The organism is Microvirga sp. P5_D2, from assembly GCF_054049475.1.
The window spans coordinates 91,206-111,843 of the sequence record NZ_JBFUMH010000003.1 but is presented as its reverse complement, the minus strand read 5'-3'; the positions used below and the strand labels follow the sequence as shown (position 1 = coordinate 111,843).

The 20,638-nt window shown below is 64.3% G+C and carries 23 protein-coding genes; 6 read left to right on the top strand and 17 right to left on the bottom strand.

Annotated features, from left to right (window positions below):
• Window positions 1–5: 5 nt before the first annotated feature.
• The gene (gshB, locus tag ACXJKO_RS02275; protein ID WP_457089454.1) at window positions 6–950 is read right to left on the bottom strand and encodes a glutathione synthase; all 945 of its coding nucleotides are present in this window, start codon (window positions 948–950) and stop codon (window positions 6–8) included.
• A 166-nt stretch (window positions 951–1,116) separates the two neighbouring features.
• On the opposite strand from gshB, the gene ACXJKO_RS02270 reads away from it, so the two are divergent.
• A complete protein-coding gene (locus tag ACXJKO_RS02270; RefSeq protein WP_457089453.1) occupies window positions 1,117–1,998 on the top strand; it encodes a lipid kinase in 882 nt (293 codons plus the stop codon).
• Here ACXJKO_RS02270 and ACXJKO_RS02265 read toward each other — a convergent pair.
• Entirely contained in the window at window positions 1,995–2,204 is a 210-nt protein-coding gene (locus ACXJKO_RS02265; protein ID WP_457089452.1) for a DUF1127 domain-containing protein, read from the bottom strand. The two genes, ACXJKO_RS02270 and ACXJKO_RS02265, sit on opposite strands and share 4 nt — an antisense overlap.
• Window positions 2,205–2,307: 103 nt before the next feature.
• Here ACXJKO_RS02265 and ACXJKO_RS02260 point away from each other — a divergent pair, with 103 nt between their 5' ends.
• Entirely contained in the window at window positions 2,308–3,180 is an 873-nt protein-coding gene (locus ACXJKO_RS02260; protein ID WP_457089451.1) for a LysR family transcriptional regulator, read from the top strand.
• Window positions 3,181–3,401: 221 nt separating this feature from the next.
• Here the strand turns inward: ACXJKO_RS02260 and ACXJKO_RS02255 are convergent, their stop codons facing one another.
• Window positions 3,402–3,779 carry a YraN family protein gene (locus ACXJKO_RS02255; RefSeq protein ID WP_457089450.1) on the bottom strand — a complete coding sequence of 126 codons (378 nt, stop codon included), beginning with the start codon at window positions 3,777–3,779 and terminating at the stop codon, window positions 3,402–3,404.
• Entirely contained in the window at window positions 3,776–4,714 is a 939-nt protein-coding gene (rsmI, locus tag ACXJKO_RS02250; protein WP_457089449.1) for a 16S rRNA (cytidine(1402)-2'-O)-methyltransferase, read from the bottom strand. The genes ACXJKO_RS02255 and rsmI overlap by 4 nt, the downstream gene beginning before the upstream one ends.
• A 131-nt stretch (window positions 4,715–4,845) precedes the next feature.
• Between rsmI and ACXJKO_RS02245 the strand changes: the two genes are divergently transcribed.
• Window positions 4,846–6,144 (top strand): penicillin-binding protein activator, encoded by a 1,299-nt coding sequence (locus ACXJKO_RS02245; RefSeq protein ID WP_457089448.1) that lies wholly within the window; start codon window positions 4,846–4,848, stop codon window positions 6,142–6,144.
• 10 nt (window positions 6,145–6,154) lie between these two features.
• Here ACXJKO_RS02245 and ACXJKO_RS02240 read toward each other — a convergent pair whose 3' ends face one another.
• From ACXJKO_RS02240 to ACXJKO_RS02225, 4 genes are read right to left on the bottom strand one after another with little or no spacing between them, the layout of a single operon-like run.
• Window positions 6,155–6,664 carry an OsmC family protein gene (locus ACXJKO_RS02240; protein WP_457089447.1) on the bottom strand — a complete coding sequence of 170 codons (510 nt, stop codon included), beginning with the start codon at window positions 6,662–6,664 and terminating at the stop codon, window positions 6,155–6,157.
• Between the two features lie 20 nt (window positions 6,665–6,684).
• A complete protein-coding gene (locus ACXJKO_RS02235; protein WP_457089446.1) occupies window positions 6,685–7,473 on the bottom strand; it encodes an ABC transporter ATP-binding protein in 789 nt (262 codons plus the stop codon).
• Window positions 7,473–8,363, bottom strand: coding sequence for an ABC transporter permease (locus ACXJKO_RS02230; RefSeq protein ID WP_457089445.1), 891 nt, complete (start codon window positions 8,361–8,363; stop codon window positions 7,473–7,475). The genes ACXJKO_RS02235 and ACXJKO_RS02230 overlap by 1 nt, the downstream gene beginning before the upstream one ends.
• On the bottom strand, window positions 8,363–9,331 hold the full coding sequence (locus ACXJKO_RS02225; protein WP_457089444.1) for an aliphatic sulfonate ABC transporter substrate-binding protein: 969 nt from the start codon (window positions 9,329–9,331) through the stop codon (window positions 8,363–8,365). Before ACXJKO_RS02225 ends, ACXJKO_RS02230 begins: the two co-directional genes overlap by 1 nt.
• Before the next feature lie 258 nt (window positions 9,332–9,589).
• Here ACXJKO_RS02225 and ACXJKO_RS02220 point away from each other — a divergent pair, with 258 nt between their 5' ends.
• From ACXJKO_RS02220 to ACXJKO_RS02210, 3 genes are all read left to right on the top strand, one after another.
• The gene (locus ACXJKO_RS02220; RefSeq protein ID WP_457089443.1) at window positions 9,590–12,340 is read left to right on the top strand and encodes a [protein-PII] uridylyltransferase; all 2,751 of its coding nucleotides are present in this window, start codon (window positions 9,590–9,592) and stop codon (window positions 12,338–12,340) included.
• Window positions 12,341–12,399: 59 nt separating this feature from the next.
• Window positions 12,400–13,008, top strand: coding sequence for a nucleotide exchange factor GrpE (gene grpE, locus ACXJKO_RS02215; protein WP_457089442.1), 609 nt, complete (start codon window positions 12,400–12,402; stop codon window positions 13,006–13,008).
• Window positions 13,009–13,282: 274 nt separating this feature from the next.
• Window positions 13,283–13,918: a trimeric intracellular cation channel family protein gene (locus tag ACXJKO_RS02210; RefSeq protein ID WP_457089441.1), complete on the top strand. Its 636-nt coding sequence runs from the start codon at window positions 13,283–13,285 to the stop codon at window positions 13,916–13,918.
• Window positions 13,919–13,925: 7 nt separating this feature from the next.
• On the opposite strand, the gene ACXJKO_RS02205 is transcribed toward ACXJKO_RS02210, so the two are convergent.
• The 9 genes from ACXJKO_RS02205 to dnaJ form a co-directional block, all read right to left on the bottom strand.
• Window positions 13,926–14,867 (bottom strand): hypothetical protein, encoded by a 942-nt coding sequence (locus tag ACXJKO_RS02205; protein WP_457089440.1) that lies wholly within the window; start codon window positions 14,865–14,867, stop codon window positions 13,926–13,928.
• A 30-nt stretch (window positions 14,868–14,897) separates the two neighbouring features.
• The gene (locus ACXJKO_RS02200; RefSeq protein WP_457089439.1) at window positions 14,898–15,518 is read right to left on the bottom strand and encodes an alpha-ketoglutarate-dependent dioxygenase AlkB; all 621 of its coding nucleotides are present in this window, start codon (window positions 15,516–15,518) and stop codon (window positions 14,898–14,900) included.
• A 139-nt stretch (window positions 15,519–15,657) separates the two neighbouring features.
• Window positions 15,658–16,278 (bottom strand): 2,3-bisphosphoglycerate-dependent phosphoglycerate mutase, encoded by a 621-nt coding sequence (locus ACXJKO_RS02195; protein WP_457089438.1) that lies wholly within the window; start codon window positions 16,276–16,278, stop codon window positions 15,658–15,660.
• 34 nt (window positions 16,279–16,312) lie between these two features.
• Window positions 16,313–17,119 carry a 4-hydroxy-tetrahydrodipicolinate reductase gene (gene dapB / locus ACXJKO_RS02190; RefSeq protein ID WP_457089504.1) on the bottom strand — a complete coding sequence of 269 codons (807 nt, stop codon included), beginning with the start codon at window positions 17,117–17,119 and terminating at the stop codon, window positions 16,313–16,315.
• Window positions 17,120–17,225: 106 nt separating this feature from the next.
• Entirely contained in the window at window positions 17,226–17,531 is a 306-nt protein-coding gene (locus ACXJKO_RS02185) for a DUF1330 domain-containing protein (protein WP_457089437.1), read from the bottom strand.
• Window positions 17,531–17,821 (bottom strand): DUF1330 domain-containing protein, encoded by a 291-nt coding sequence (locus tag ACXJKO_RS02180; RefSeq protein ID WP_457089436.1) that lies wholly within the window; start codon window positions 17,819–17,821, stop codon window positions 17,531–17,533. Before ACXJKO_RS02180 ends, ACXJKO_RS02185 begins: the two co-directional genes overlap by 1 nt.
• 88 nt (window positions 17,822–17,909) lie before the next feature.
• Complete coding sequence (pyrF, locus tag ACXJKO_RS02175) at window positions 17,910–18,644, bottom strand: orotidine-5'-phosphate decarboxylase (RefSeq protein WP_457089435.1); 735 nt, start codon at window positions 18,642–18,644, stop codon at window positions 17,910–17,912.
• Window positions 18,641–19,264 carry a class I SAM-dependent methyltransferase gene (locus ACXJKO_RS02170; RefSeq protein ID WP_457089434.1) on the bottom strand — a complete coding sequence of 208 codons (624 nt, stop codon included), beginning with the start codon at window positions 19,262–19,264 and terminating at the stop codon, window positions 18,641–18,643. The genes pyrF and ACXJKO_RS02170 overlap by 4 nt, the downstream gene beginning before the upstream one ends.
• 65 nt (window positions 19,265–19,329) lie before the next feature.
• Entirely contained in the window at window positions 19,330–20,478 is a 1,149-nt protein-coding gene (gene dnaJ, locus ACXJKO_RS02165; protein ID WP_457089433.1) for a molecular chaperone DnaJ, read from the bottom strand.
• Between the last annotated feature and the right edge of the window lie 160 nt (window positions 20,479–20,638).

Below are 20,638 nucleotides of genomic sequence, written 5' to 3'. Positions count from 1 at the left end.
CGCCTTCAGCGACGAATCTTCGACTCGATCACATCCCACACATCCACCGCGAGGTCCGGCCCGCCGAGGCGCTTGATGGCGCGGATGCCTGTCGGCGCGGTGACGTTGATTTCCGTGAGGTTGCCGTCGATCACGTCGATGCCGACGAGAATGAGGCCCATGCGCTTGAGATCGGGGCCGATGGTCTCGCAGATTTCGCGCTCGCGCGGCGACAGATCCGTGGGTTTGGCAGCCCCGCCGCGCACCATGTTGGAGCGGATATCGTTGGCGGCCGGAACGCGGTTGACCGCGCCTGCCGCTTCGCCGTCGATGAGGATGATGCGCTTGTCGCCTTCCGTGATCTTCGGCAGGAAGCGCTGGATCACCCAGGCCTCGCGGAACAGGTTGGAGAACAGGTCGAATAGCGAGCCGAAATTCGGATCCTCGCGGCCAACCTTGAACACACTCGCGCCGCCATGGCCGTAAAGCGGCTTCATCACCACGTCCCCGTGCTCGCGGCGGAACTCCTCGATCTCCTCCTTGTCGCGCGAAATCAGCGTCGGCGGCATGAGATGCGGGAATTGCGTGACGAAGATCTTTTCCGGCGCATTGCGCACATGCATCGGATCGTTGACGACAAGCGTCTTCGGGTGAATGCGCTCCAGGAAATGCGTGGCGGTGATGTAGGCCAGATCGAAGGGCGGGTCCTGGCGCATGAGCACCACGTCGACGTCTGAGAGATCGACCCGCTGCGGCGTGCCAAGCGTATAATGGTCCCCTTCCACGTCGCGCGCCTCGATGGTCTCGGCCATCGCCGTCACCACTCCGTCGCGCAGGCTCAGGCGGTCCGGGGTATAGTGCAGAATGTTATGCCCTCGCCGCTGGGCTTCGAGCAGCAGCGCAAAACCGGTATCGCCCGCAATCTTGAGGCTGCGGATGTGATCCATCTGGATCGCAACGGTGAGGGTCATGGATCGGTCTCCGTGGGAAGCAGGGTTATTGGCCTGAAAATTCAGGATGGCAACTCTTCTTGTGATCCGAGTGAACGAAATGGCGGGCTCAAGGTTATCACATGGCCGCGCTTGCCGCGTCCCGCCCCCCTTGTACTTCCGCTCAAGCTTTTCCATGTGATAGGCCATGTCACGTCGCGCCCTCCTCATCGTCAATGCCAAGAGCCGCAGCGGCGCCACCCAGCGCGAGATGGCCATGGAACGCCTTGAGGCCCATGGAATCGAGACGATCCACCTGGATTGCAAGCGCCGGGAGGATCTGTCCCCACTGATCGTGAAGCACGCCAAGGATGCCGATTGCGCCATCGTCGGCGGCGGCGACGGCACCCTGAACGCGGCGGCCTTCGGCGTCATCGAATCCGGCCTGCCTCTCGGCATCTTGCCGTTGGGCACGGCCAACGATCTGGCGCGCACGCTCGGCATTCCCTTCGATCTCGACGGCGCTGCCCAGGTCATCGCCGATGGCCTCACGCGCGAAATCGACCTCGGCATCGTCAATGGAGAGCCGTTCTTCAACGTGGCGAGCGTCGGTCTTTCCGCCGAGTTGGCGCAGCAACTCACACGGGATATCAAGCGTCGTTATGGCCGTTTGGGCTATGCGATGGTGGCGTTGAAGGTTCTGTCCCAGGCCCGGCCTTTTCGCGCCACGATCCGCAGTGAAACGGAGAACGTGCGCGTGCGGACCCTGCAGATCGCGGTGGGCAACGGGCGCTTTTACGGCGGCGGCAATGCGGTGGAGCAGGATGCAGCCATCGACGATCAGCACCTCGATCTCTACAGCCTCGAACTGAACCGCGCCTGGAAGCTGGCATTCATGGCCCGCTCCTTCCGGCACGGACGGCACGGGGCCTGGCGGGAGGTCCGTGCCGTGCGGGCAAAGGAATTCGATATCCGCACCCACAAGCCGAGGCCGATCAATGCAGATGGCGAGATCGTCACCCAGACCCCGGCCCATTTCTCAATCAGGCCCGGGGCCGTGACGGTGTTCGCGCCACCGGAGAAATCCTAATTCCGGCCATGCCGAACCGCATCTTCGATGCCGCCGCGGCTGATGCCCATATCGAGCAAAGCAGAATCATCGAGCGCGCCGACATCGCGCAGGGCGCGGCGAAGGCGGATTTCCCGCACGATAGCGCCGATGAGACCAAGAACGGCGTTGGGCTTCCGGCTGGTCTGCTCGGTGCTCCATTCAAAGGCGCTGGAAAGGCTGGACATGACGATCTCCTTCACTGGATGAGAAGGAGTATGGGTCTGCCCCTTGCATAAGTGAAACGAATGTTCATAATACTGAACATAACGATTTGTTATTGAGGTGCCTGTGACCCGCAATCTCGATGTCAGCCTTCTGAGAGCCTTCGTCGCCGTAGTGGATGCGGGCGGTATGACTGCCGCCACGGGCATTCTCAACCTCACCCAGGCCGCCGTCAGCCAGCAGATCAAGCGGCTGGAGGAGAACCTGGGGGAAGAGCTCATCGTCCGAGACCGGAAGGGCGTGGCCCTGACCAAGGCGGGCGAGCGACTGTTCGGGCGCGCCAAGCGCATGCTGGCGATGAACGACGAGATCTGGACCGAGATGACCACGCCGGAATTCGAGGGCGAGGTGCGCCTTGGCATCCCGAGCGACATCATCACCACCTACCTGCCGACCTTCCTGAAGGATTTCGCGCGCAGCTATCCTCGGGTGCGGATCACGCTCGTCAGCGGCTCGACGGCCGAGCTGCGGGCGAAGCTGACGGCCGGCAAGGCAGATGTGGTTCTCGCGACCGAACTCGCCTGCGATGCCGAGGGCGAGAACCTCGTCATGGACCGGCTCGTCTGGGTCGGCGCGCGGGGCGGGGAGGCGGCATGGCAGCGCCCATTGCCCGTTTCCATCGGCTGTTCGGATTGCGCCTTCCGCGCGCCGATCCGCGAGGCCCTGCAAAAGGCCGGCATCGAATGGCGCTCGGCGTTCGACGCCACGAATACCTCGGCGCAGGTCGCGACGATCGCCGCCGACATTGCCGTCATGGCGTGGATGGCATCTACCGTGCCGAACGGATTGGAAGTGCTTGGCTCCGATAGCGGCCTGCCGCCGCTGCCGCCCTTCATGGTCAATCTCTACCTGCCGAAAAACGGCGGCGATCACATCGTGCAGGAACTCGCGCGCATCATCCGGTTGTCGGTGAGGGATCAGCGCAAGCTGGCGGCTTAGGGATGCTTCGAGAATGATGCAGTTGGCACTGAATTTAAGAGCGATCTCCATCTCTCTGTCCTCATCCCGAGGAGCCGCTGCAAGCGGCGTCTCGAAGGAGCGTCCAGAGAGCACTGGAGCCTACTTCGAGACGGTCACTGCCTGACCTCCTCAGGATGAGGGCAGTGGGGCGTCAGCAGAGATAGACGGGCAAGTCCGTCTATGACGCGAGGCGCGATGCCTCAAAGCATCTCCAATTCGAACGCCGATGCAATATGTCGTGGCCATTTCCTCGGCGCGATGAACACCGCATCTGCGCGCCATGTCATGCCCTCGGCCCATGTATGGCGAGACAACCAGCTGCGTACCGCGCGTGAAAAGCGTTGGCGTTTCGTGGCGGTGATGGCGATGAGCGCATCGTCCATCGTTCCGCGCGCCTTCACCTCCACGAACGCGATGGTGCTGCCGCGCCTCATGATCAGATCGATCTCGCCGCCTGCCGCGGAATAGCGGCGCGCAACGGGCCGGTAGCCCTTCATGATGAGATACAGAAGCGCGATGGTCTCGGCCCTGTGGCCGCGCAGGAATGTGGCGCGGCGGCGATCAAACGCGCTGGTCATGTGTCCTTCTTGGCGAGCGCGAGCGCRCGGGCATAGACCTCGCGCTTCGGCATATCGAGTTCGGATGCGACGAGGGCTGCGGCGTCCTTGATCGAATGGTTCTTCAACGCGGCTTCGAGCTTGCCGTCGAGGGCTGCATCGGTTTTCGCCACATGCATGGCCTTCGTCGCTTCGCCGATCAGCACGACGATCTCGCCTTTCGGCGGGCCTTCTTCGGCGAATTGCGCCGCCAGTTCCGGCAACGTGCCGCGCCGGATGGTTTCGAACATCTTGGTGAGTTCGCGCGCCACCACGGCCTGCCGTTCGCCCAACACATCGGCGGCATCGGCCAGCATTTCGGGCAGGCGGTGCGGGCCCTCAAAGAGCATCAGCGTGCCGGGGATCGTGCCGATCTCGGCAAGGCGCGTGCGCCGCGCGCCGCTTTTCGAGGGCAGGAAGCCTTCGAAGAAGAAGCGGTCCGTCGGCAGGCCCGATACGACAAGCGCGGTCAGGATGGCGGAGGGACCGGGAATGGGCGTGACCGGAAGCCCTTCCTCGATGGCCGCCTGCACGAGCTTATAACCTGGATCGGACACGAGCGGCGTGCCCGCATCGGAGACGAGCGCCAGCGCCTGTCCCTCGCGGATGCGGTGGACCATGCGTTCGCGCACCGCGTCGTTGGAATGCTCGTGATAGGCCACGAGCGGCGTGGTGATGCCGTAATGGGCGAGCAGGGTTTTCGTGACCCGCGTATCCTCGGCAAGCACCGCATCGGACGCGGCGAGCACGCTCAGCGCGCGGAACGACACGTCCTGCAGGTTGCCGATGGGCGTCGCGACCACGTAGAGGCCCGGCGAAAGCGGCTTGGCCTCGGCTGCGAGGCCGAAGGCGGTGAAGGTGGCGGTTTTCTCGGAAGCGTCTCGCCGCCGGGTCCGGTTGTCGATTCTCTGCGTCATTACCCGGCACTGTCGCATAAAGCCCCGCCGTCGCGAAAGCCGGCCTTTGAGGCTTTTGAAACTTGGAAACAATATTTACTTTTTGCTGCCAAGTTCTTCGCCATCCTGCCTGATGTTCCAAGGGGACGGAGATGGCGCCATCGTTTCGTGCCGCAGCGGGCCTGAAAAGCCGGGCCGCCTGGGCTCTTGTCGTCGCCGGAGCGCTCGTTCTATCCGGCTGCGTCGGTTCGAGCCGCTCGACATCGCCGCGCAAGGTAAGCCGCGCACCAGCCGCGTCCCAGGCACAGCCGCTCTACACGGCGGATGTCGGTGCGCCGATGCCCTCCGGTTCGGTGCAGAGCACGCCGCCGGGAGCCGCAGGGCCGATGAGTGGTGGCACGGCCATCGGCAACGGTCCTGTGAAGGTTGCTCTAATCCTGCCCCTCAGCGGATCGGGGCAGGGCGCCATGGCCGGGCAGAGCATGCGCAACGCCGCCGAAATGGCGCTCGCCGAATTCCAGAACACCGATATCACCCTGCTTGTGAAGGACGATCGCGGCACGCCCGAGGGCGCGCAGAGCGCCGCGAGTCAGGCTGTGGCCGAGGGCGCTGAGCTCATCATCGGCCCGCTTTTTGCAGGTTCCGTGCAGGCGGCGGGGCAGGTGGCGCGCCAAAGCGGCAAGCCGGTTATTGCTTTCTCGACGGATGCGAGCGTCGCGACGCCAGGCATCTATCTCCTGAGCTTCCTGGTGCAGGCGGAGGTCGACCGCATCGTTTCCTACGCCGCCTCTCAGGGCCGCCGCTCCATGGTGGCTTTGATCCCCGACACAACTTACGGCCGCGTGGCGGAAGCGCGGTTGCAGCAGGTGGCGGCGCACCAGGGCATTCGCCTCGTCGCGGTCGAGCGCTATCCCGCAGGCCAGCCCATGGGAGCCGTGCAGCGGCTCGCGCGCGTCATCGGCGGTCCCGCTCCGCAGGCGGATGCGCTGTTCCTGCCCGATGGCGGCGACGGCCTGCCCGCCGTCACGCAGGCATTGCAGACCATCGGCTTCAATGGAGATCGCGTGAAGGCCATGGGAACCGGGCTCTGGAACGAGCCGCGCGTGTTTGCTCTACCGGCCTTGCAGGGCGGCTGGTTCGCGGCGCCCGACAATCGCGGTTTCGAGGATTTCGCCGCCCGCTATCGCGAGCGCTTCAACACCGATCCCATTCGCCTCGCTACCTTGTCCTACGACGCGGTGACGCTCGCCGCCGCACTCGCGCGCATGCAGGGGCCTCAAGGTTATGCGGACGGCGTGCTGACCAATCCGGCGGGCTTTGCCGGCGCGGACGGTGTATTCCGCTTCAATCCCGACGGCACCAACGACCGCGCGCTCACCGTGCAGGAAGTGCGTAACGGCGCAGCTGTCGCCATCAGCCGCGCGCCGCGCACGCTGGTGGCAGGGAATTGACAGCAGAAGCTTACTTGCGCGTCAGCGTCGCGCTCAATTCGGGCTTGTTGTTCAGCGTCTGGAACACGACGCAGTAGCGCTCGGTGAGCTTGAGCAGCTGGTCGATCTTCTCCTGCGGCGCGTCGGTATCGACTTCGAATGACAGGCGGATGTCTCGGAAGCCGACGGGGGCGGTCTTGTCGACGCCGAGCGTGCCGCGGAAATCGAGATCGCCCTCGGCCTTTACCGCGCCGTGTTTCAGATCGATTTCGAGGGCGGTGGCCACGGCTTTCAGCGTCACGCCAGCGCAGGCAACAAGCGCTTCGAGCAGCATGTCGCCGGAGCACAGCTCCGCGCCGGAGCCGCCGGATGCGGGGTGAAGACCGGCGATTGCGAGCGCGCGGCCGGTCTCGACCTTGCACGCGATGTGCTGGTCGTCGAGCGTGCCTTGTGCCTTCAGGGTGATCACGGCGGAATCCGGATCGTTGCGATACTGATCCTTCAACGGCGCCTGGAGGGCGCGGAGTGCGGTCACGTCCATGATGATGTCCTTGGCTTGAGTTACCACCACAACGCGGCGGCTTGTCGGTCGCGTTCGCGTTGAGGCTGCTGCTGGGGTGCTTTGAGGGAATGATCGAGAGCCGTCAAGATGCGGCGCACCGAGGTCTCGAAGGGAAGGCCGGTCTTGTCGCGCGGACGCGAAAGGGTAAGTGGCAACTCATCGAAGATGCGGCCGGGCTTCGGCTGCATGACGACGGCGCGGTCGGCGAGCGTCACCGCCTCCTGCACGTCGTGCGTGACGAGCACGACGGTGGGGCGGGTCTCCTCCCAGAGCCTAAGCAGATGATCGTGCAGGCTGGCGCGGGTAAAGGCATCGAGCGCCGAGAACGGCTCGTCGAGCAGCAGGACTTTCGGGTTCGTCACGAAGGCGCGGGCGATCGACACACGCTGCTGCTGACCACCCGACAGATCGCGCGGCCAACGCTTGGCATGTTCGCTCAGGCCGATCTTGTCGAGGGCATGAGCCACGCGGTCTTTACGCTCGGAAGTGGGAAGGTCCTCGATGCCGAAGCCGATGTTGTCTTCAACCGACAGCCACGGCAGGAGGCGCGGCTCCTGGAACACGATGCCCACTGCCGGGTGCGGGCCTGTGAGCACTTCGTTGTCGAGCTTGATCTGTCCCGCGCTCGCGCGGTCGAGACCGGCGATGAGGCGCAGAAGCGTGGTCTTGCCGCAACCCGATCCGCCGATCAGCGCGACGATCTCGCTCTCGCGGACGACGAGGTTGATGTCGGAGAGGGCGCGCGTGCCGTCGGCATAGGTCTTGGAGAGATGTTCGAGGGCAAGCATCAAAGTCTCTCCCGCACCGTGTCCTGCCAGCGCACGAGCGGCTTCGTGCCGTGGACGAGCAGGCTGTCGGCGAGCTTGCCGAGGAGCGCGAAGGCGATGATGGCGGCGAGAATCTGGTCGGGTTTGCCCATCTGCTGTCCGTCGACGAGCAGGTAGCCGAGGCCTTCCGACGCGCCCATGAATTCCGCCGCGACCACGAACATGAAGCCGAGGCCCAGCCCCGAGCGCAGCGCGATCACCGCTTCGGGCAGAACGGCGGGCAGCAGGATGCGCTTGGCAAGCTTGAAGCGCGACAGGCGAAACACGTGGCCGACTTCGACGAGCTTGCGGTCGACCGAGAGGATCGCGCCCGCGATGCCGAGATAGACCGGGAAGAACACGCCGACCGCGATCAGCGCGATCTTCGATGCCTCGAAAATGCCGAGCCAGAGAATGAACAAAGGCACCCAGGCGATGGAGGGAATCGCGCGCAGGGCCTGAAGCGTAGGATCGAGCAGACGCCTCATGGTCTGGCTTGAGCCCGACAGCGCTCCGAACACGATGCCGGCGGCGGCGCCGATGATGAAACCGGAGAGCACGCGCCACAGGGTGGTCCACACATGGGTCCACAATTCGCCCGTTTCCGCGAGCGCCCAGAGCGTCGCGAAGATGCGGCTCGGCGGCGGAACGAGGCGGCCCTGGGCAAGGCCGAAATGGACAGTGGCCTCCCAGAGGAAGGCGACGGCGATAGGCAATAAAAAGCCGAGAAGGACGCGCCAGTCAAAGGCGCGGTGCTTCTCGGCTGAGTTAGGGGCCGCGAGAGCGGCGGCACCCGTTTGGGAGGACCAGGCCTGGCTCGAGATCTGACTCGTGGCTGGGCCCGTCACGGCGCTCTCCCGCGATGAAGTCATTAGCGGGACGCTGTGGCGAAACGCTGGTCGATCAGCGAGTCGACGGCAGCTTTCACGTTCGTCTCAGCAGGGATCACACCGGCCTGCTGAAGCGCGATGCCCGCGGCAAGAATGGTGTCGATCTGCGCCTGGCCGATGGAGGAATGGGTCAATTCCGTCCGCTCCAGCTGACGCTCGATCACCGGCTCGGCGAGCTTGGTGTAGGTCACGAGGGTCTTCTTCAGCTCGGCCGGGTTGGCAAGCGCATATTTGCGTGCCTCTTCGTAGGCCTTCAGCACGCGGCTCACGAGTTCCGGATTGTCCTTGGCGAAAGCCTCGGAGACGTTCAGCACGCCCCAAGTATTGGCGCCGGCATTGCGGAAGAACAGCTGCGCGCCGCTGTCCACCTCGGCAGCCGCCATCAGCGGATCGAGGCCGGCCCAGGCATCCACGTCGCCGCGCTCGAGGGCGGTGCGTCCGTCGGGGTGCTGGAGCAGAACGAGCTTCACGTCCTTCTCGGTAAGCTTGGCATCCTGCAGGGCGCGCACGAGGAAGATGTGCGGATCGGTGCCGCGGGTCACCGCGATGCGCTTGCCCTTCAGGTCTTCGACCTTAGTGATGCCGGTGTCCTTGCGGGTGACGAGGGCGGTCCATTCGGGGCGGGAATAGACATAGATCGACTTGATCGGGTTGCCGTTGATCTTGGCGATCAGGGCGGCGGCGCCGGCCGTGGAGCCGAAATCGATCGAGCCGGCATTCAGGAACTCGAGCGCCTTGTTGGAGCCGAGCGACTGCACCCAGCGCACGGAAATGCCATCCTTCGCGAGTTCCTTTTCCAGGAAGCCCTTATCCTTGAGCAAGAGGCTCACGGGATTGTAGGTGGCGAAATCGATCTTGATTTCCTTCACCTGGGCAAAGGCCCCAGTGGCGAAGGAGGTGAGGCCGGTGGCCAGCGACGCGGCGAGGAGAAGACGGCGGGTCAGGCTCATTTTAAAGTCCCATGTTTGGCGCATGGGGCTTGGGCCGTGTGGCCTTGAGCGCCCAACGCTTTAGCTGCACTTGTTTCGCGCCCGCAAGCTGCATGCTCAAATCGGCGCGTGTCTTTTTTGTAGGACGAAGCGTTTCTTACGTCAAACAATATTTCTTATAAAGAACAATATTTCCGGTTTGCCGGATGCGACCACTCCGCCCTTGGGCGAATGGGCCTGGGGTGATAAGCCAAAACGGATCTCTGAACCGGTTGTTCCATGGCGTCCCAGCATCCTGACAGCATCCTGCAAACCTTGAGCGAGCAGCCCATCAGCGATGCGGCCGAGCTGCGAGCCCGACTCGTGCCCGATCTCAAGACCTACCTGGAGGAGGGCAGGGCGAAAGCGGAGCAACAGCTTCTGGACACCGAGGACGGTCTGGTCTGCGCCCATTACCTCTCCACCCATATGGATGAGCTGGTGCGCATCGTGCACGATGCGGTGGTGCGGTTTCTCTACCCCGTGGAGAACCCTTCGAGCGGCGAACATCTTGCCGTGGTGGCGACGGGCGGATACGGGCGCGGAACCCTGGCTCCGGGCTCCGATGTCGATTTGCTGTTCCTCCTGCCCTACAAGCAGACCGCCTGGAGCGAGAGCGTCGTCGAAGCGATGCTCTATGTGCTGTGGGACCTGAAGCTTAAAGTGGGGCATGCCACGCGCTCTGTGGAGGAGTGCATTCGCGAGGCGAATGCCGACATGACGATCCGCACCGCTCTCCTCGAAACTCGTTTCCTGTTCGGAGAGCGCGCGCTTTTCGATGATCTTGTGCGACGCTTCGACAAGGAGATCGTCGCAATCTCGCCTGCCGAGTTCGTGGATGCGAAGCTGAAAGAGCGTGATGCCCGTGTCGTGAAGGCCGGTGCCTCGCGGTATCTCGTCGAGCCGAACGTGAAGGACGGCAAGGGCGGCTTGCGCGATCTCAACACGCTCTTTTGGATCGGCAAGTACGTCTATCAGGTCAAGAAGCCGAAGGAACTCGTGAAGGCGGGGTTGTTCACGCAGCAGGAGTTCAAGCTTTTCCAGCGCTGCGAAGAGTTTCTGTGGCGCGTGCGCTGCCATCTGCATTTCGCGACAGGCCGTGCCGAGGAGCGCCTGACCTTCGATCTTCAGCGCGTCATTGCCGACCGCATCGGCTTTGCGCCGCGCGGTGGATTGTCGGCGGTCGAGCGCTTCATGAAGTCCTACTTCCTGATCGCGAAGGATGTGGGCGATCTCACCGCCATCGTCTGCGCCGAACTCGAAGCGCGCCAGACGAAACGCCGTCCCGTTCTCGACCGTGTGTTCGGGCGCTTCCGCCGCCGTCGCGGCGGCGCGTTGGAGGGCGATGATTTCATCATCGACAACAACCGCATCAATGTGAGCAGCGAGGAAGCATTCGAGCGCGATCCGGTCAACCTGATCCGCCTGTTCTGGTTGGCTGACCGGCACAATCTCGCGATTCATCCCGATGCGACGCGGCTCGCCACGCGCTCGCTGAAGCTCATAGGCCACAGCCTGCGCAACGATCCGGAGGCGAACAAGCTCTTCCTCGACATCATCACCTCGAAGAACGCACCCGAAGTCGTAGTACGGCGCATGAACGAGGCGGGCGTGCTCGGCCGCTTCGTGCCGGATTTCGGCCGCATCGTCGCGATGATGCAGTTCAACATGTATCATCACTACACGGTGGACGAGCATCTCATCCGCTCCATCGGCGTGCTCACGGAGATCGAGTCGGGGCAGCTCGGCAGCGAGCATCCGCTGGCCAACCAGATCTTCGGCACCATCCAGAACCGCCGCGCGCTCTATGTCGCCGTGTTCCTGCACGACATCGCGAAGGGCAGGCCGGCGGATCATTCGGAAGCCGGCGCGGTGATCGCGCGAAAGCTCGGGCCGCGTTTCGGATTGTCGGATGCGGAAACCAACACCGTCGCCTGGCTCGTCGAGCACCATCTTCTCATGTCGAACACGGCGCAGAGCCGCGACCTCTCCGATCCTGCCACCATCAAGAACTTCGCCGATGTGGTGCAGACCATGGAGCGCTTGAAGCTCCTGCTCGTGCTCACCATCGCCGACATCAAGGCCGTCGGGCCCGGCACATGGACCGGCTGGAAAGGCCAACTCCTGCGTACGCTCTATTACGAGACCGAGGTGCTGCTCGGCGGTGGTGCGGCGGATGTCGCGCGCTCCGACCGGGTGCATCTGGCGCAGCAGCAGCTACGTGCTGCCCTGCCGAAATGGTCGGATGCGGAATTCGAGTCTTATGCGGCGCGCCACACGCCGGCCTATTGGCTGAAAACGGATGAGGTGCGCCGCCTGAAGCAAGCGCATTTCGTGCACGATGCCGACAAGGAGGGACGCACGGTCACCACGTCCTACGAGACCGATCAGTTCAGGGACGTGACCGAGTTCACCGTCCTTTCTCCCGATCATCCGCGCCTTCTCGCCATCGTCACCGGAGCCTGCGCGGCGGCGGGCGGCAACATCGTCGATGCGCAGATCTTTACGACCGCGGACGACATGGCTTTGGACACCATCGTCCTCTCCCGCGCCTTCGACCGCGACGAGGACGAGCTGCGCCGTGCCGAGCGCGTGGCGAAGGCCATTGAGCGGGCCCTGAAGGGCGAGGTGAGGATTGCCGACCTCGTGGAGAGCAAGAAGCCGTCGAAAGGCTCCCCGAAGGCCTTCCATGTGCCGCCGGAGGTCACCATCGACAATTCCCTGTCGAGCCGCCAGACTGTCATCGAGGTTTCGGGCCTCGACAGGCCGGGGCTGCTCTATGACCTCACGACGGCGCTGGGCAAGCTCAACCTCAACATCGCCTCGGCCCACATCGTCACCTTCGGCGAAAAGGCCGTGGACGTGTTCTATGTAACGGACCTGACCGGCACGAAGGTCACCCATGCGGGCCGCCAATCCACCATCCGCCGCACCCTGCTGGATGTGTTCAAGACGGAGGAAGCTGAGCCGCTCCAGCGCCGCAGCGCTTGATTTGTGAGCGCTGCGACCTGATATGTGCCCTGACCCTTTCCCTACCTTAGTTGATCGATATGAATCCGAACGACACGGAAAACCAAGCCATGAACCCTCAGTCCGACCCTGCCGACGGCGCTGACACGGCGGCGAATGCCGCAGCCCAGGCCGATCCGGTGGCCGTTCTCGAGGCCGAGAAGGCCGATTTGAAGGACAAGCTCCTGCGCCTGATGGCCGACATGGAGAACCTTCGCCGCCGGACGGAGCGCGAGGTGGCGGATGCCCGCACCTATGCGGTGGCGAATTTCGCCCGCGACATGCTCAATGTGGCCGACAACGTGCGCCGCGCCATCGAGAGCGTGCCGAAGGAGGACCTGAGCACCGCCGAGGGCGCCTTCAAGGGCCTTATCGAGGGCATCGACCTCACCGAGCGCGACCTCCTCAAGAACCTTGAGCGTCACGGCGTGAAGAAGCTCGACCCAGAGGGCCAGAAGTTCGACCCCAACGTACACCAGGCCATGTTCGAGGTGCCGAATCCCGACGTGCCGAACGGCACGGTGGTCCAGGTCGTCCAGTCCGGCTACGTCATCGGCGACCGTGTTCTGCGCCCGGCCCTCGTCGGCGTCGCCAAGGGCGGCCCGAAGGCTGCCAACGGCGAAACGGCGGACAACTCCTCGGCTTCTTAAGTTAAGCTCTTCTGATCGGCTGAATGCTGCCTTTCTTCCCCTCTCCCCTCTGCGGGAGAGGGTGCACTGCGCCTTATCCTGCACACGATCCCGGATCGGCTGCGCCGTCCGGGATGGCAACTCTGTAGAGACACCCTCCCACGTCATCACCGGCCTTGTGCCGATGATCCCGATTGGTAGAGTGCGGCGCCGTTCCGAAGCGGGATGGCCGGGATATGTCCGGCCATGACGGGGAGGAGGGCTTTGCCGTCCGCTCCAAAGGGCCAGACCTTCCTTGAGTTTCCTCCCGTACCTTCCGTTCGAGACGATCGGCGTCGCTGTTTTTGCCCTCACGGGCGCATTGATGGCGGCCCGCAAGGGCATGGACCCGTTCGGATTCGCGTTGCTCGCCACGCTGACCGGCGTGGGGGGCGGCACCGTGCGCGACCTGCTGATCGGCATCAGGCCGGTTTTCTGGGTGGGGGACCCCACGGATGTGCTGGTCTGCGTGATCGTGGCCGAGATCGTCTTCATGCTGGGCCCGAGACGGGTGGGCGCTCTCGAAGGCGGGCGGCGGGGGCGCGTGCTTCTCTGGGCGGATGYCCTCGGCCTCGCCCTTTTTGCCGTCACCGGCACCACCAAGGCCCTGGCTGCCGGCGTGCCGCCCCTGTCCGCCATCGCGCTCGGCACGATCACGGCCACCTTCGGCGGCATCATCCGCGATATCTTCGCGGGCATCACGCCGCTGGTGCTGCGCCAGGAGATTTACGTGACAGCGGCGGCTCTCGGGGCTGGCGTCACGGTCGCCCTGCAGGCCTTGGGTTTCGATCCCTATTGGAGCGGTGCGACAGGCTTTGCCGCCGCCTTCACTTTGAGGGCGCTGGCGCTCCTGCGCGGCTGGTCCCTGCCGGCTTTTCCGGCCCGGGATTAATCCACCCTTACTGGCTGATGATCTCCAGCCCGTCCGCCACGGCGCGGAAGCGGCGCAGGTTCTGCTCCCGCTGCTCGGCCCGCGTCATGCCCACCATGCGCACATAGCGGCTCCCGTCGAACTGGATCGACTGCATGACTACGATGTCCTGTCCACTCGCGGCCTCCTTGGCACGGGCTACGATCTCGTGCCAGTCCTGCCCTTTGAGGCGGAAAGCCTCGGAGCGCTCGATGCGGATATCCTTCAGGATCTGGTTTGAGTTGAGGGCCGCCCGCGCGAACTGGTTCCGGGCTTCGCCGGGAGGCGGGGCCGGCTGCAGGGCTGCGGCGAGGATTACCATCGGCTGCTCCACCGCCTTGATCGTGTCCTGTGGCCCGTCCGTGTACAGGATCGAATTGCCGGCGAGCACCCGCACAGGCCTGAAGCCCGCTTTATCGTTGATGCGGAAGGGAAGGGCCGAGACCTGCTCCTCCAGGGAGACCGTGCCCCTGAGCGCCACGCTCTTCAAGGCGTCGCGAATCTGCGCATCGCTGTAGCCGTCCTGTCCGCCACGCACCTGCGCGATCACGAGGCCGGTCACGTCGGCATCCTTGACCACGAGAAGCCATTTGCGGCCCGTCACCGGCCCGGTCATGGTCCCGCCGACCAAAATGCCGCTTTTCGAGCCGAGCTTGAGGGTCTCGTGGGTTTTCACGTCGAGGCCTTGCCGCTTGAGCGCTTCCTTCGTCAGGCCGGACGACAGCTGGTCGAAGGCCTGGGCCGGCATTTCCGCGAAGGTGATGGCGGCGGCGCGCTCCTCGTTCTCGAACCCGGAGAAGCGCTTTGAGACCACCATGTCCTTGGGCGGCACGATGCCGATGCGCGAGGCCGGCGGAAACACCGGCTCCGCCGCGAAAGCGGCCTGGATGGACAGGGTGAAGCCGAAAACGGCGGCGACAAGAGCTTTCATGGGTGCCCCTTCGAGAACATCTGACGCAGGTTAAAGCGCCTGTTCCACCTTGCGCAAGGTCAGGTTAATCCGTCCGCCCTGCGGCAGCAGGTCCGACGTGCCCGGCATGAGCCTGTCGATGCCATGATAAATCAGCCGCGCGGGGCCGCCGAACACGATCGCGTCACCGGAGCGCAGCTTCACGGACTTGGTCGGGTCCTTGCGATCCAGGCCTCCATAGCGGAACAGGGCGGTATCGCCCAGCGACAGGGAGACCACAGGAGCCGCGAACTCCTTCTCGTCCTTGTCCTGGTGCATGCCCATGCGGGCGGTAGGCTCGTAGAAATTGATCAGGCAGGCATCGGGCGCCTGCGGGTAGCCGCTCAGCTCCTCCCACGCCCGGAGAACCTGATCCGGCATGGCGGGCCAGGGTTTTCCTGTGTCGGGATGCGTGGGCTGGTAGCGGTAGCCGTCCACATCCGACACCCATCCGAGCCGCCCGACATTGGTCATGCGGACGGAAAACGGCTTGCCCGTGCGCGGCATGCGCGGGGTGTAAAGCGGCGCGGCCTTGGTGATCTCCCGCAGCGTTTGCAGAAGCCCTTCCTGGGCCGGGCGGTCCAGATAATCGGGGTAATAGACGAGGCCGGGTGCGAGGGTGATGGCGGTCATTGATGGGATATTGAACCGGACCGTTCCATTCGTCATCCCCGGGCTTGGCCCGGGGATCCACGTCTTGGACCGCAATGTTTCCTAAAGCGTGGATGGCCGGGACAAGCCCGGCCATGACGTGAAAGCAGGTGTGAGAGGCTTAAGCCTCCAGCACCTTCTTGCTGGCGACAGTGGTGTCATCGTTGAGGTCGTAGACCAGCGGGATGCCGGTCGCGAGTTCGAGGCTGGGGATCGTGTCGGAGGTCAGGCCATCGAGCACCATCACGAGGGCGCGGAGCGAATTGCCGTGGGCAGCCACGAGCACGCGCTCGCCGCGCATGACCCGGGGCAGGATCTCGCGGATGTAGTAGGGCAGCACACGGGCGACCGTATCCTTCAGGCTCTCGCCCCCGGGAGGCGGCACGTCGTAGGAACGGCGCCAGACATGAACCTGATCCTCGCCCCAGCGGGCGCGGGCATCATCCTTGTTGAGGCCCGAGAGATCGCCGTAATCGCGCTCGTTCAGGGCCTGATCGGCAATGGTCTTCAGGTCGGGCTGGCCGATCTCCTCAAGGATCAGCTTGCAGGTGCGCTGGGCGCGCCCGAGATCCGAGGTGAAGGCCACGTCGAACTGAACGCCCATCTCCTTGAGGCGGCGGCCAGCCGCGCGGGCTTCCTCGATGCCGAGATCGGTGAGGCCAGGGTCCTTCCAGCCCGTGAACAGGTTCTTGAGGTTCCATTCGCTTTGGCCGTGGCGCGCAAGGACGAGAAGGCGGTTCATATCGGGTCGTCTCCAGATTGGTTCGTCAGGTGTTTTAGAGCTGATTGAGGCCTAGCACATCGGCCATGGTGTAATAGCCCGGCTTCTTGTCGAAGCCCCAGAGCGCGGCTTTCACCGCGCCGCGCGCGAAGATCCCGCGATCCTCCGCACGGTGACCAAGTTCAAGGCGCTCGCCCTGGCCGGCGAAGATCACCGAGTGCTCGCCCACCACGGAGCCGCCGCGCAGGGTCGCAAAGCCGATATCGCCGGGAACGCGCGCGCCGGTATGCCCGTCGCGGCTGCGCACCGAGCGCTCTTTAAGGGAAATCTGGCGGCCTTCGGCGGCGGCCTCTCCCAGCAGAAGCGCGGTGCCGGAGGGCGCATCCACCTTCATGCGGTGGTGCATCTCGAGAACCTCGATGTCGAAATCCTCGCCCAAAGTCGCCGCCGCCTTGCGCACGAGGCCGGCGAGCAGGTTCACGCCAAGCGACATGTTGCCCGATTGGACGATGCGCGCATGCCGCGCGGCGGCCTCCAGCTTCGTGAAATCCTCTTCTGCCAAGCCGGTGGTGCCGATCACATGCACGATGCGCGCCTGGGCCGCGAGAGCCGCGAAGGACACGGTGCCGGCGGGAGAGGTGAAATCGAGCACGCCGTCGGCCTGGGCGAAGGCGGTGAGCGGATCATCCGTTACCGGAATGCCAAGCGGTTGCAGGCCTGCGAGAGAGCCCGCATCCTGCCCGAGAGCCGTCGAGCCCTCACGCTCGATGGCACTCGTCAACCGGCAACCGCCGCTTTCCGCCACAGCTTTGATGAGCATGCGCCCCATGCGTCCGGCGGCACCGACCACGACAAGTCGCATTTCGCTCATGCTCGATCTCCTGTTGTTACGGGATCAGGATATAGCGGCTTGAGGGGTGGCTGAGAAGCGTGATGGCCGGGCCTGTTCCCAGCCATTGCTTAGGACACTAGCCCGGCTGTTGGCCCTCGTAGCCCTCGATGATGATGATATCGGCCACCGCATGGCCGTCCCGCTCGGCTTTCGCGGCCTGATACTCAGGCGAGTCCCAGCAGGCCAGCGCCGCGTCGTAGGACGGGAATTCGATCACCACGTTGCGGGCGCGGGCTTCGCCGTCCGCCACGCGGTAGGCGCCGCCGCGCACCAAAAATTTCGCGCCGAACTTGGCGAAGGGCAGGGCATTGGYCCTCACGTAGTTCTGGTAAGCATCCGGGTTGGAAACATCGACGCGGCCGATCCAATATCCCTTCGCCATCACTCCGCTCCTTCCACGAGAACGAACTCCGCCACGCAGGCGCCGTCGCGCTTGGCCTTGGCGGCCTGGTATTCGGGAGAGTTGTAATAGGTCCGGGCCTGCTCGACCGTGTCGAACTCGATCACCACGTTGCGCGCTCGCGCCTCGCCTTCCAGTGCCTCGTAGGCACCCCCACGCACCAGCGGGCGTCCGCCATATTGCTTGATCGCCGCCGTCGCGCCCTTGGCATATTCCGCATAAGCCTCCGGGTTCGTGACGGTGACGCGGGCGATGACATAGCCTTTGGGCATGAAGGTCTCCTTTTGGATGGGGTGCGCAGCGAACGATAGCGAAGCTGCGTCGTCAAGTCCCGTGGCACGCATCGGGATGCTCACGAGATCAGGCCTCGGCGATCTCGCGCACGATGGCTTCCGCCGCTGCTCGCGGATCGGCGGCCTTCACGATGGGGCGGCCGACGACGAGGTGGTTGGCGCCGAGCCGGATGCCCTCGGCGGGCGTGACGATGCGCTTCTGGTCGCCCGCATCCGCGCCTGCCGGGCGGATGCCCGGTGTCACGATGAGGCGGTTGCGGCCGACGATGGTGCGCACGCGCTGCGCTTCCGTCGCTGCGCAGACGATGCCGTCGATGCCGATGTCGCGGGCCTGCTCCGCGCGCTTGGCGACGAGATCCGCTGCCGCGACGGGAGCGTAGCCTGCCTCAACGAGATCGTTGTCGTCGTAGGAGGTGAGCACGGTCACGGCGAGGATCTTCAGGTCCGATCCGGCTTTGCCGGCAACGGCCCCGCGCATGGTCTGCGGATAGGCGTGCACGGTAAGAAACGTTACGCCCATGCGCGAGATGGAGCGCACGCCTTGTTCCACCGTGTTGCCGATGTCGTGGAGCTTGAGGTCGAGGAAGATCTTCTTGCCTTGGCCGATCAGCTCGCGGGCGAATTCGAAGCCGCCGGCATAGGCCAGCTGATAGCCGATCTTGTAGAAGGTGCCCGCATCGCCGATGCGCGACACGATGGAGCGCGCTTCCTCGACGCTTGGAACATCAAGTCCAATGATGAGCCTGTCGCGAATATCTCCGGCCGAAACGGGTTTCGTCGACGGAGACACAGGCTGGCTCATGGATTCTGGACCTTGTTGTAAACCCACACGCGGGCAGGGGGGAGGTTGCGCCAGATACGGTTGGACGCCTTGGCCTTGTAGTCGTTCAAGCGCGCCGGAATCGGCGGCACGACGGCATAGGTGAACTGAATGAAGGGCGCGCTCGGATGCATCAGCTCCTGCGCCGCTTCCAGCAGGTCCAGGCGCTGGTCCATAGGCTTGGTGAAAAGCGGCAGGCTCGACACGGTGGCGGCGGCCGGTTCCTTCAGAAGGCTGGAGAGTGTCTCCTGGAGGTCGTAGGCATCGCCCTGGATGATTGTCGCCTTCGGAAAGCGGCGCTTCAGGAGCTGGCAGAATTCGGGGTTGAACTCGACGAGGATCAGGCGCTCCTGCTCCACACCGCGCCGGATCAGCGCATCGGTCACCGGGCCCGTGCCGGGGCCAAGCTCGATCACGGGGCCCGGAATGCGGGGATCGACATAGGACGCCATGGTCCGCGCCAGGGCTTTTCCCGAAGGGGTGATCGCGCCGATGGCGAGGGGGCGTTCCAGCCAGGAGCGCAAGAAACGCGCCTCATCCTGAAAGCGATCTTTCTTGAAAGGGATTTTCCGGGTCGTGGGCCGTTGGAACGACTGATGCACTGGGAAGACCCCTCAAGCGGGCGGATCACATTGTTGTTTAGAACTCAAAGGAAACGACCGTCAAGCTAACTTGATCCGCTCAGGCCATCCAGAAACTCCCGGAAACGCGAGAAGAAGCCCGAGCTTTCAGGATGGTTTTCCTTGGAGCACTCCTTGTCGAACTCTTCCAGAAGCTCGCGCTGGCGCTTGGTGAGCTTCTGCGGGGTTTCCACAACAACCTGAATATAGAGGTCGCCCACATCCCGCGAACGGAGCACCGGCATGCCCTTGCCCCGCAGGCGGAACTGCTTTCCGGTCTGGGTGCCCTCGGGCACCTTCACCAAGGCCTCGGGGCCGCCGATGGTGGGCACGTTGAGCTCGCCACCGAGCGCCGCCGTCACCATGGAGATCGGCACGCGGCAGAACAAATCCGCTCCATCGCGCTGGTAGAACGGGTGGGGTTTTAAGGAAAGAAAGATGTAGAGGTCGCCCGCAGGCCCGCCGCGGAGCCCGGCTTCGCCCTCGCCCGCAAGGCGGATGCGCGTGCCGTCCTCGACGCCCGCCGGAATGTTGACCGAGAGCGTGCGCTCGCGGGTCACGCGGCCTGCGCCGCCACACGAAGCGCAAGGATCGTCGATCACCTCACCGCGTCCATGGCAGTTCGGGCAGGTGCGCTCGATGGAGAAGAACCCTTGCGTCGCGCGAACACGGCCGGCGCCAGCGCAGGTGGGGCAGGTCTTGGGCTTCGAGCCCGGCTTTGCGCCGCTCCCCGAGCAGGATTCGCAGGTGATAGAGGTGGGAATCTTCAGCTCGGCGGTCTTGCCGTGGAAGGCCTCGTCGAGGCTGATTTCCAGGTTGTAGCGCATATCCGCGCCGCGCTCGCGCCCGCTGCTGCGGCCGCCGCCGCGTCCGCGCCCGCCGCCCCCGGCATCGCCGAAGAAATTCTCGAAGATGTCCGACATGAAGTCGGAGAAATCGCCGCCGAAGCCCGGTCCGCCCGCGCCGCCATTGGCGAAGGCCGCGTGGCCGTAGCGGTCATAGGCCGCGCGCTTTTGCCCGTCGGAGAGGGTCTGGTAGGCCTCGTTGAGTTCCTTGAACTTGACTTCCGCCTCGTGGTCGCCCGGATTGCGATCCGGGTGATACTGCATCGCAAGTTTCCGGAAAGCGGATTTCATCTCCGCATCGGTCGCGGTCTTCGCGACGCCGAGGATTTCGTAGTAATCGCGCTTGGACATTTCAGGCGCCCCTGGGAGCGTTCGGACGCTCCCTCTTGTTGGCAATCCGACCTTGGCGCTCGATGCGGCTGGCGGCACTCGATCGTCTGGTGCGTGCCTCGCGGCTTTGGGTCGGTTGGTCGATCATTGTTGTTGCAAGCTCTTGTCATGAAAACGGCAC

What these genes read in the sequence shown, in the direction of transcription:
- gshB (WP_457089454.1), bottom strand. Translation starts at nt 950, where the DNA reads ATGACCCTCACCGTTGCGATCCAGATGGATCACATCCGCAGCCTCAAG.
- ACXJKO_RS02270 (WP_457089453.1), top strand. Translation starts at nt 1,117, where the DNA reads ATGTCACGTCGCGCCCTCCTCATCGTCAATGCCAAGAGCCGCAGCGGC.
- ACXJKO_RS02265 (WP_457089452.1), bottom strand. Translation starts at nt 2,204, where the DNA reads ATGTCCAGCCTTTCCAGCGCCTTTGAATGGAGCACCGAGCAGACCAGC.
- ACXJKO_RS02255 (WP_457089450.1), bottom strand. Translation starts at nt 3,779, where the DNA reads ATGACCAGCGCGTTTGATCGCCGCCGCGCCACATTCCTGCGCGGCCAC.
- ACXJKO_RS02245 (WP_457089448.1), top strand. Translation starts at nt 4,846, where the DNA reads ATGGCGCCATCGTTTCGTGCCGCAGCGGGCCTGAAAAGCCGGGCCGCC.
- ACXJKO_RS02240 (WP_457089447.1), bottom strand. Translation starts at nt 6,664, where the DNA reads ATGGACGTGACCGCACTCCGCGCCCTCCAGGCGCCGTTGAAGGATCAG.
- ACXJKO_RS02235 (WP_457089446.1), bottom strand. Translation starts at nt 7,473, where the DNA reads ATGCTTGCCCTCGAACATCTCTCCAAGACCTATGCCGACGGCACGCGC.
- ACXJKO_RS02230 (WP_457089445.1), bottom strand. Translation starts at nt 8,363, where the DNA reads ATGACTTCATCGCGGGAGAGCGCCGTGACGGGCCCAGCCACGAGTCAG.
- ACXJKO_RS02225 (WP_457089444.1), bottom strand. Translation starts at nt 9,331, where the DNA reads ATGAGCCTGACCCGCCGTCTTCTCCTCGCCGCGTCGCTGGCCACCGGC.
- ACXJKO_RS02220 (WP_457089443.1), top strand. Translation starts at nt 9,590, where the DNA reads ATGGCGTCCCAGCATCCTGACAGCATCCTGCAAACCTTGAGCGAGCAG.
- grpE (WP_457089442.1), top strand. Translation starts at nt 12,400, where the DNA reads ATGAATCCGAACGACACGGAAAACCAAGCCATGAACCCTCAGTCCGAC.
- ACXJKO_RS02205 (WP_457089440.1), bottom strand. Translation starts at nt 14,867, where the DNA reads ATGAAAGCTCTTGTCGCCGCCGTTTTCGGCTTCACCCTGTCCATCCAG.
- ACXJKO_RS02200 (WP_457089439.1), bottom strand. Translation starts at nt 15,518, where the DNA reads ATGACCGCCATCACCCTCGCACCCGGCCTCGTCTATTACCCCGATTAT.
- ACXJKO_RS02195 (WP_457089438.1), bottom strand. Translation starts at nt 16,278, where the DNA reads ATGAACCGCCTTCTCGTCCTTGCGCGCCACGGCCAAAGCGAATGGAAC.
- dapB (WP_457089504.1), bottom strand. Translation starts at nt 17,119, where the DNA reads ATGCGACTTGTCGTGGTCGGTGCCGCCGGACGCATGGGGCGCATGCTC.
- ACXJKO_RS02180 (WP_457089436.1), bottom strand. Translation starts at nt 17,821, where the DNA reads ATGCCCAAAGGCTATGTCATCGCCCGCGTCACCGTCACGAACCCGGAG.
- pyrF (WP_457089435.1), bottom strand. Translation starts at nt 18,644, where the DNA reads ATGAGCCAGCCTGTGTCTCCGTCGACGAAACCCGTTTCGGCCGGAGAT.
- dnaJ (WP_457089433.1), bottom strand. Translation starts at nt 20,478, where the DNA reads ATGTCCAAGCGCGATTACTACGAAATCCTCGGCGTCGCGAAGACCGCG.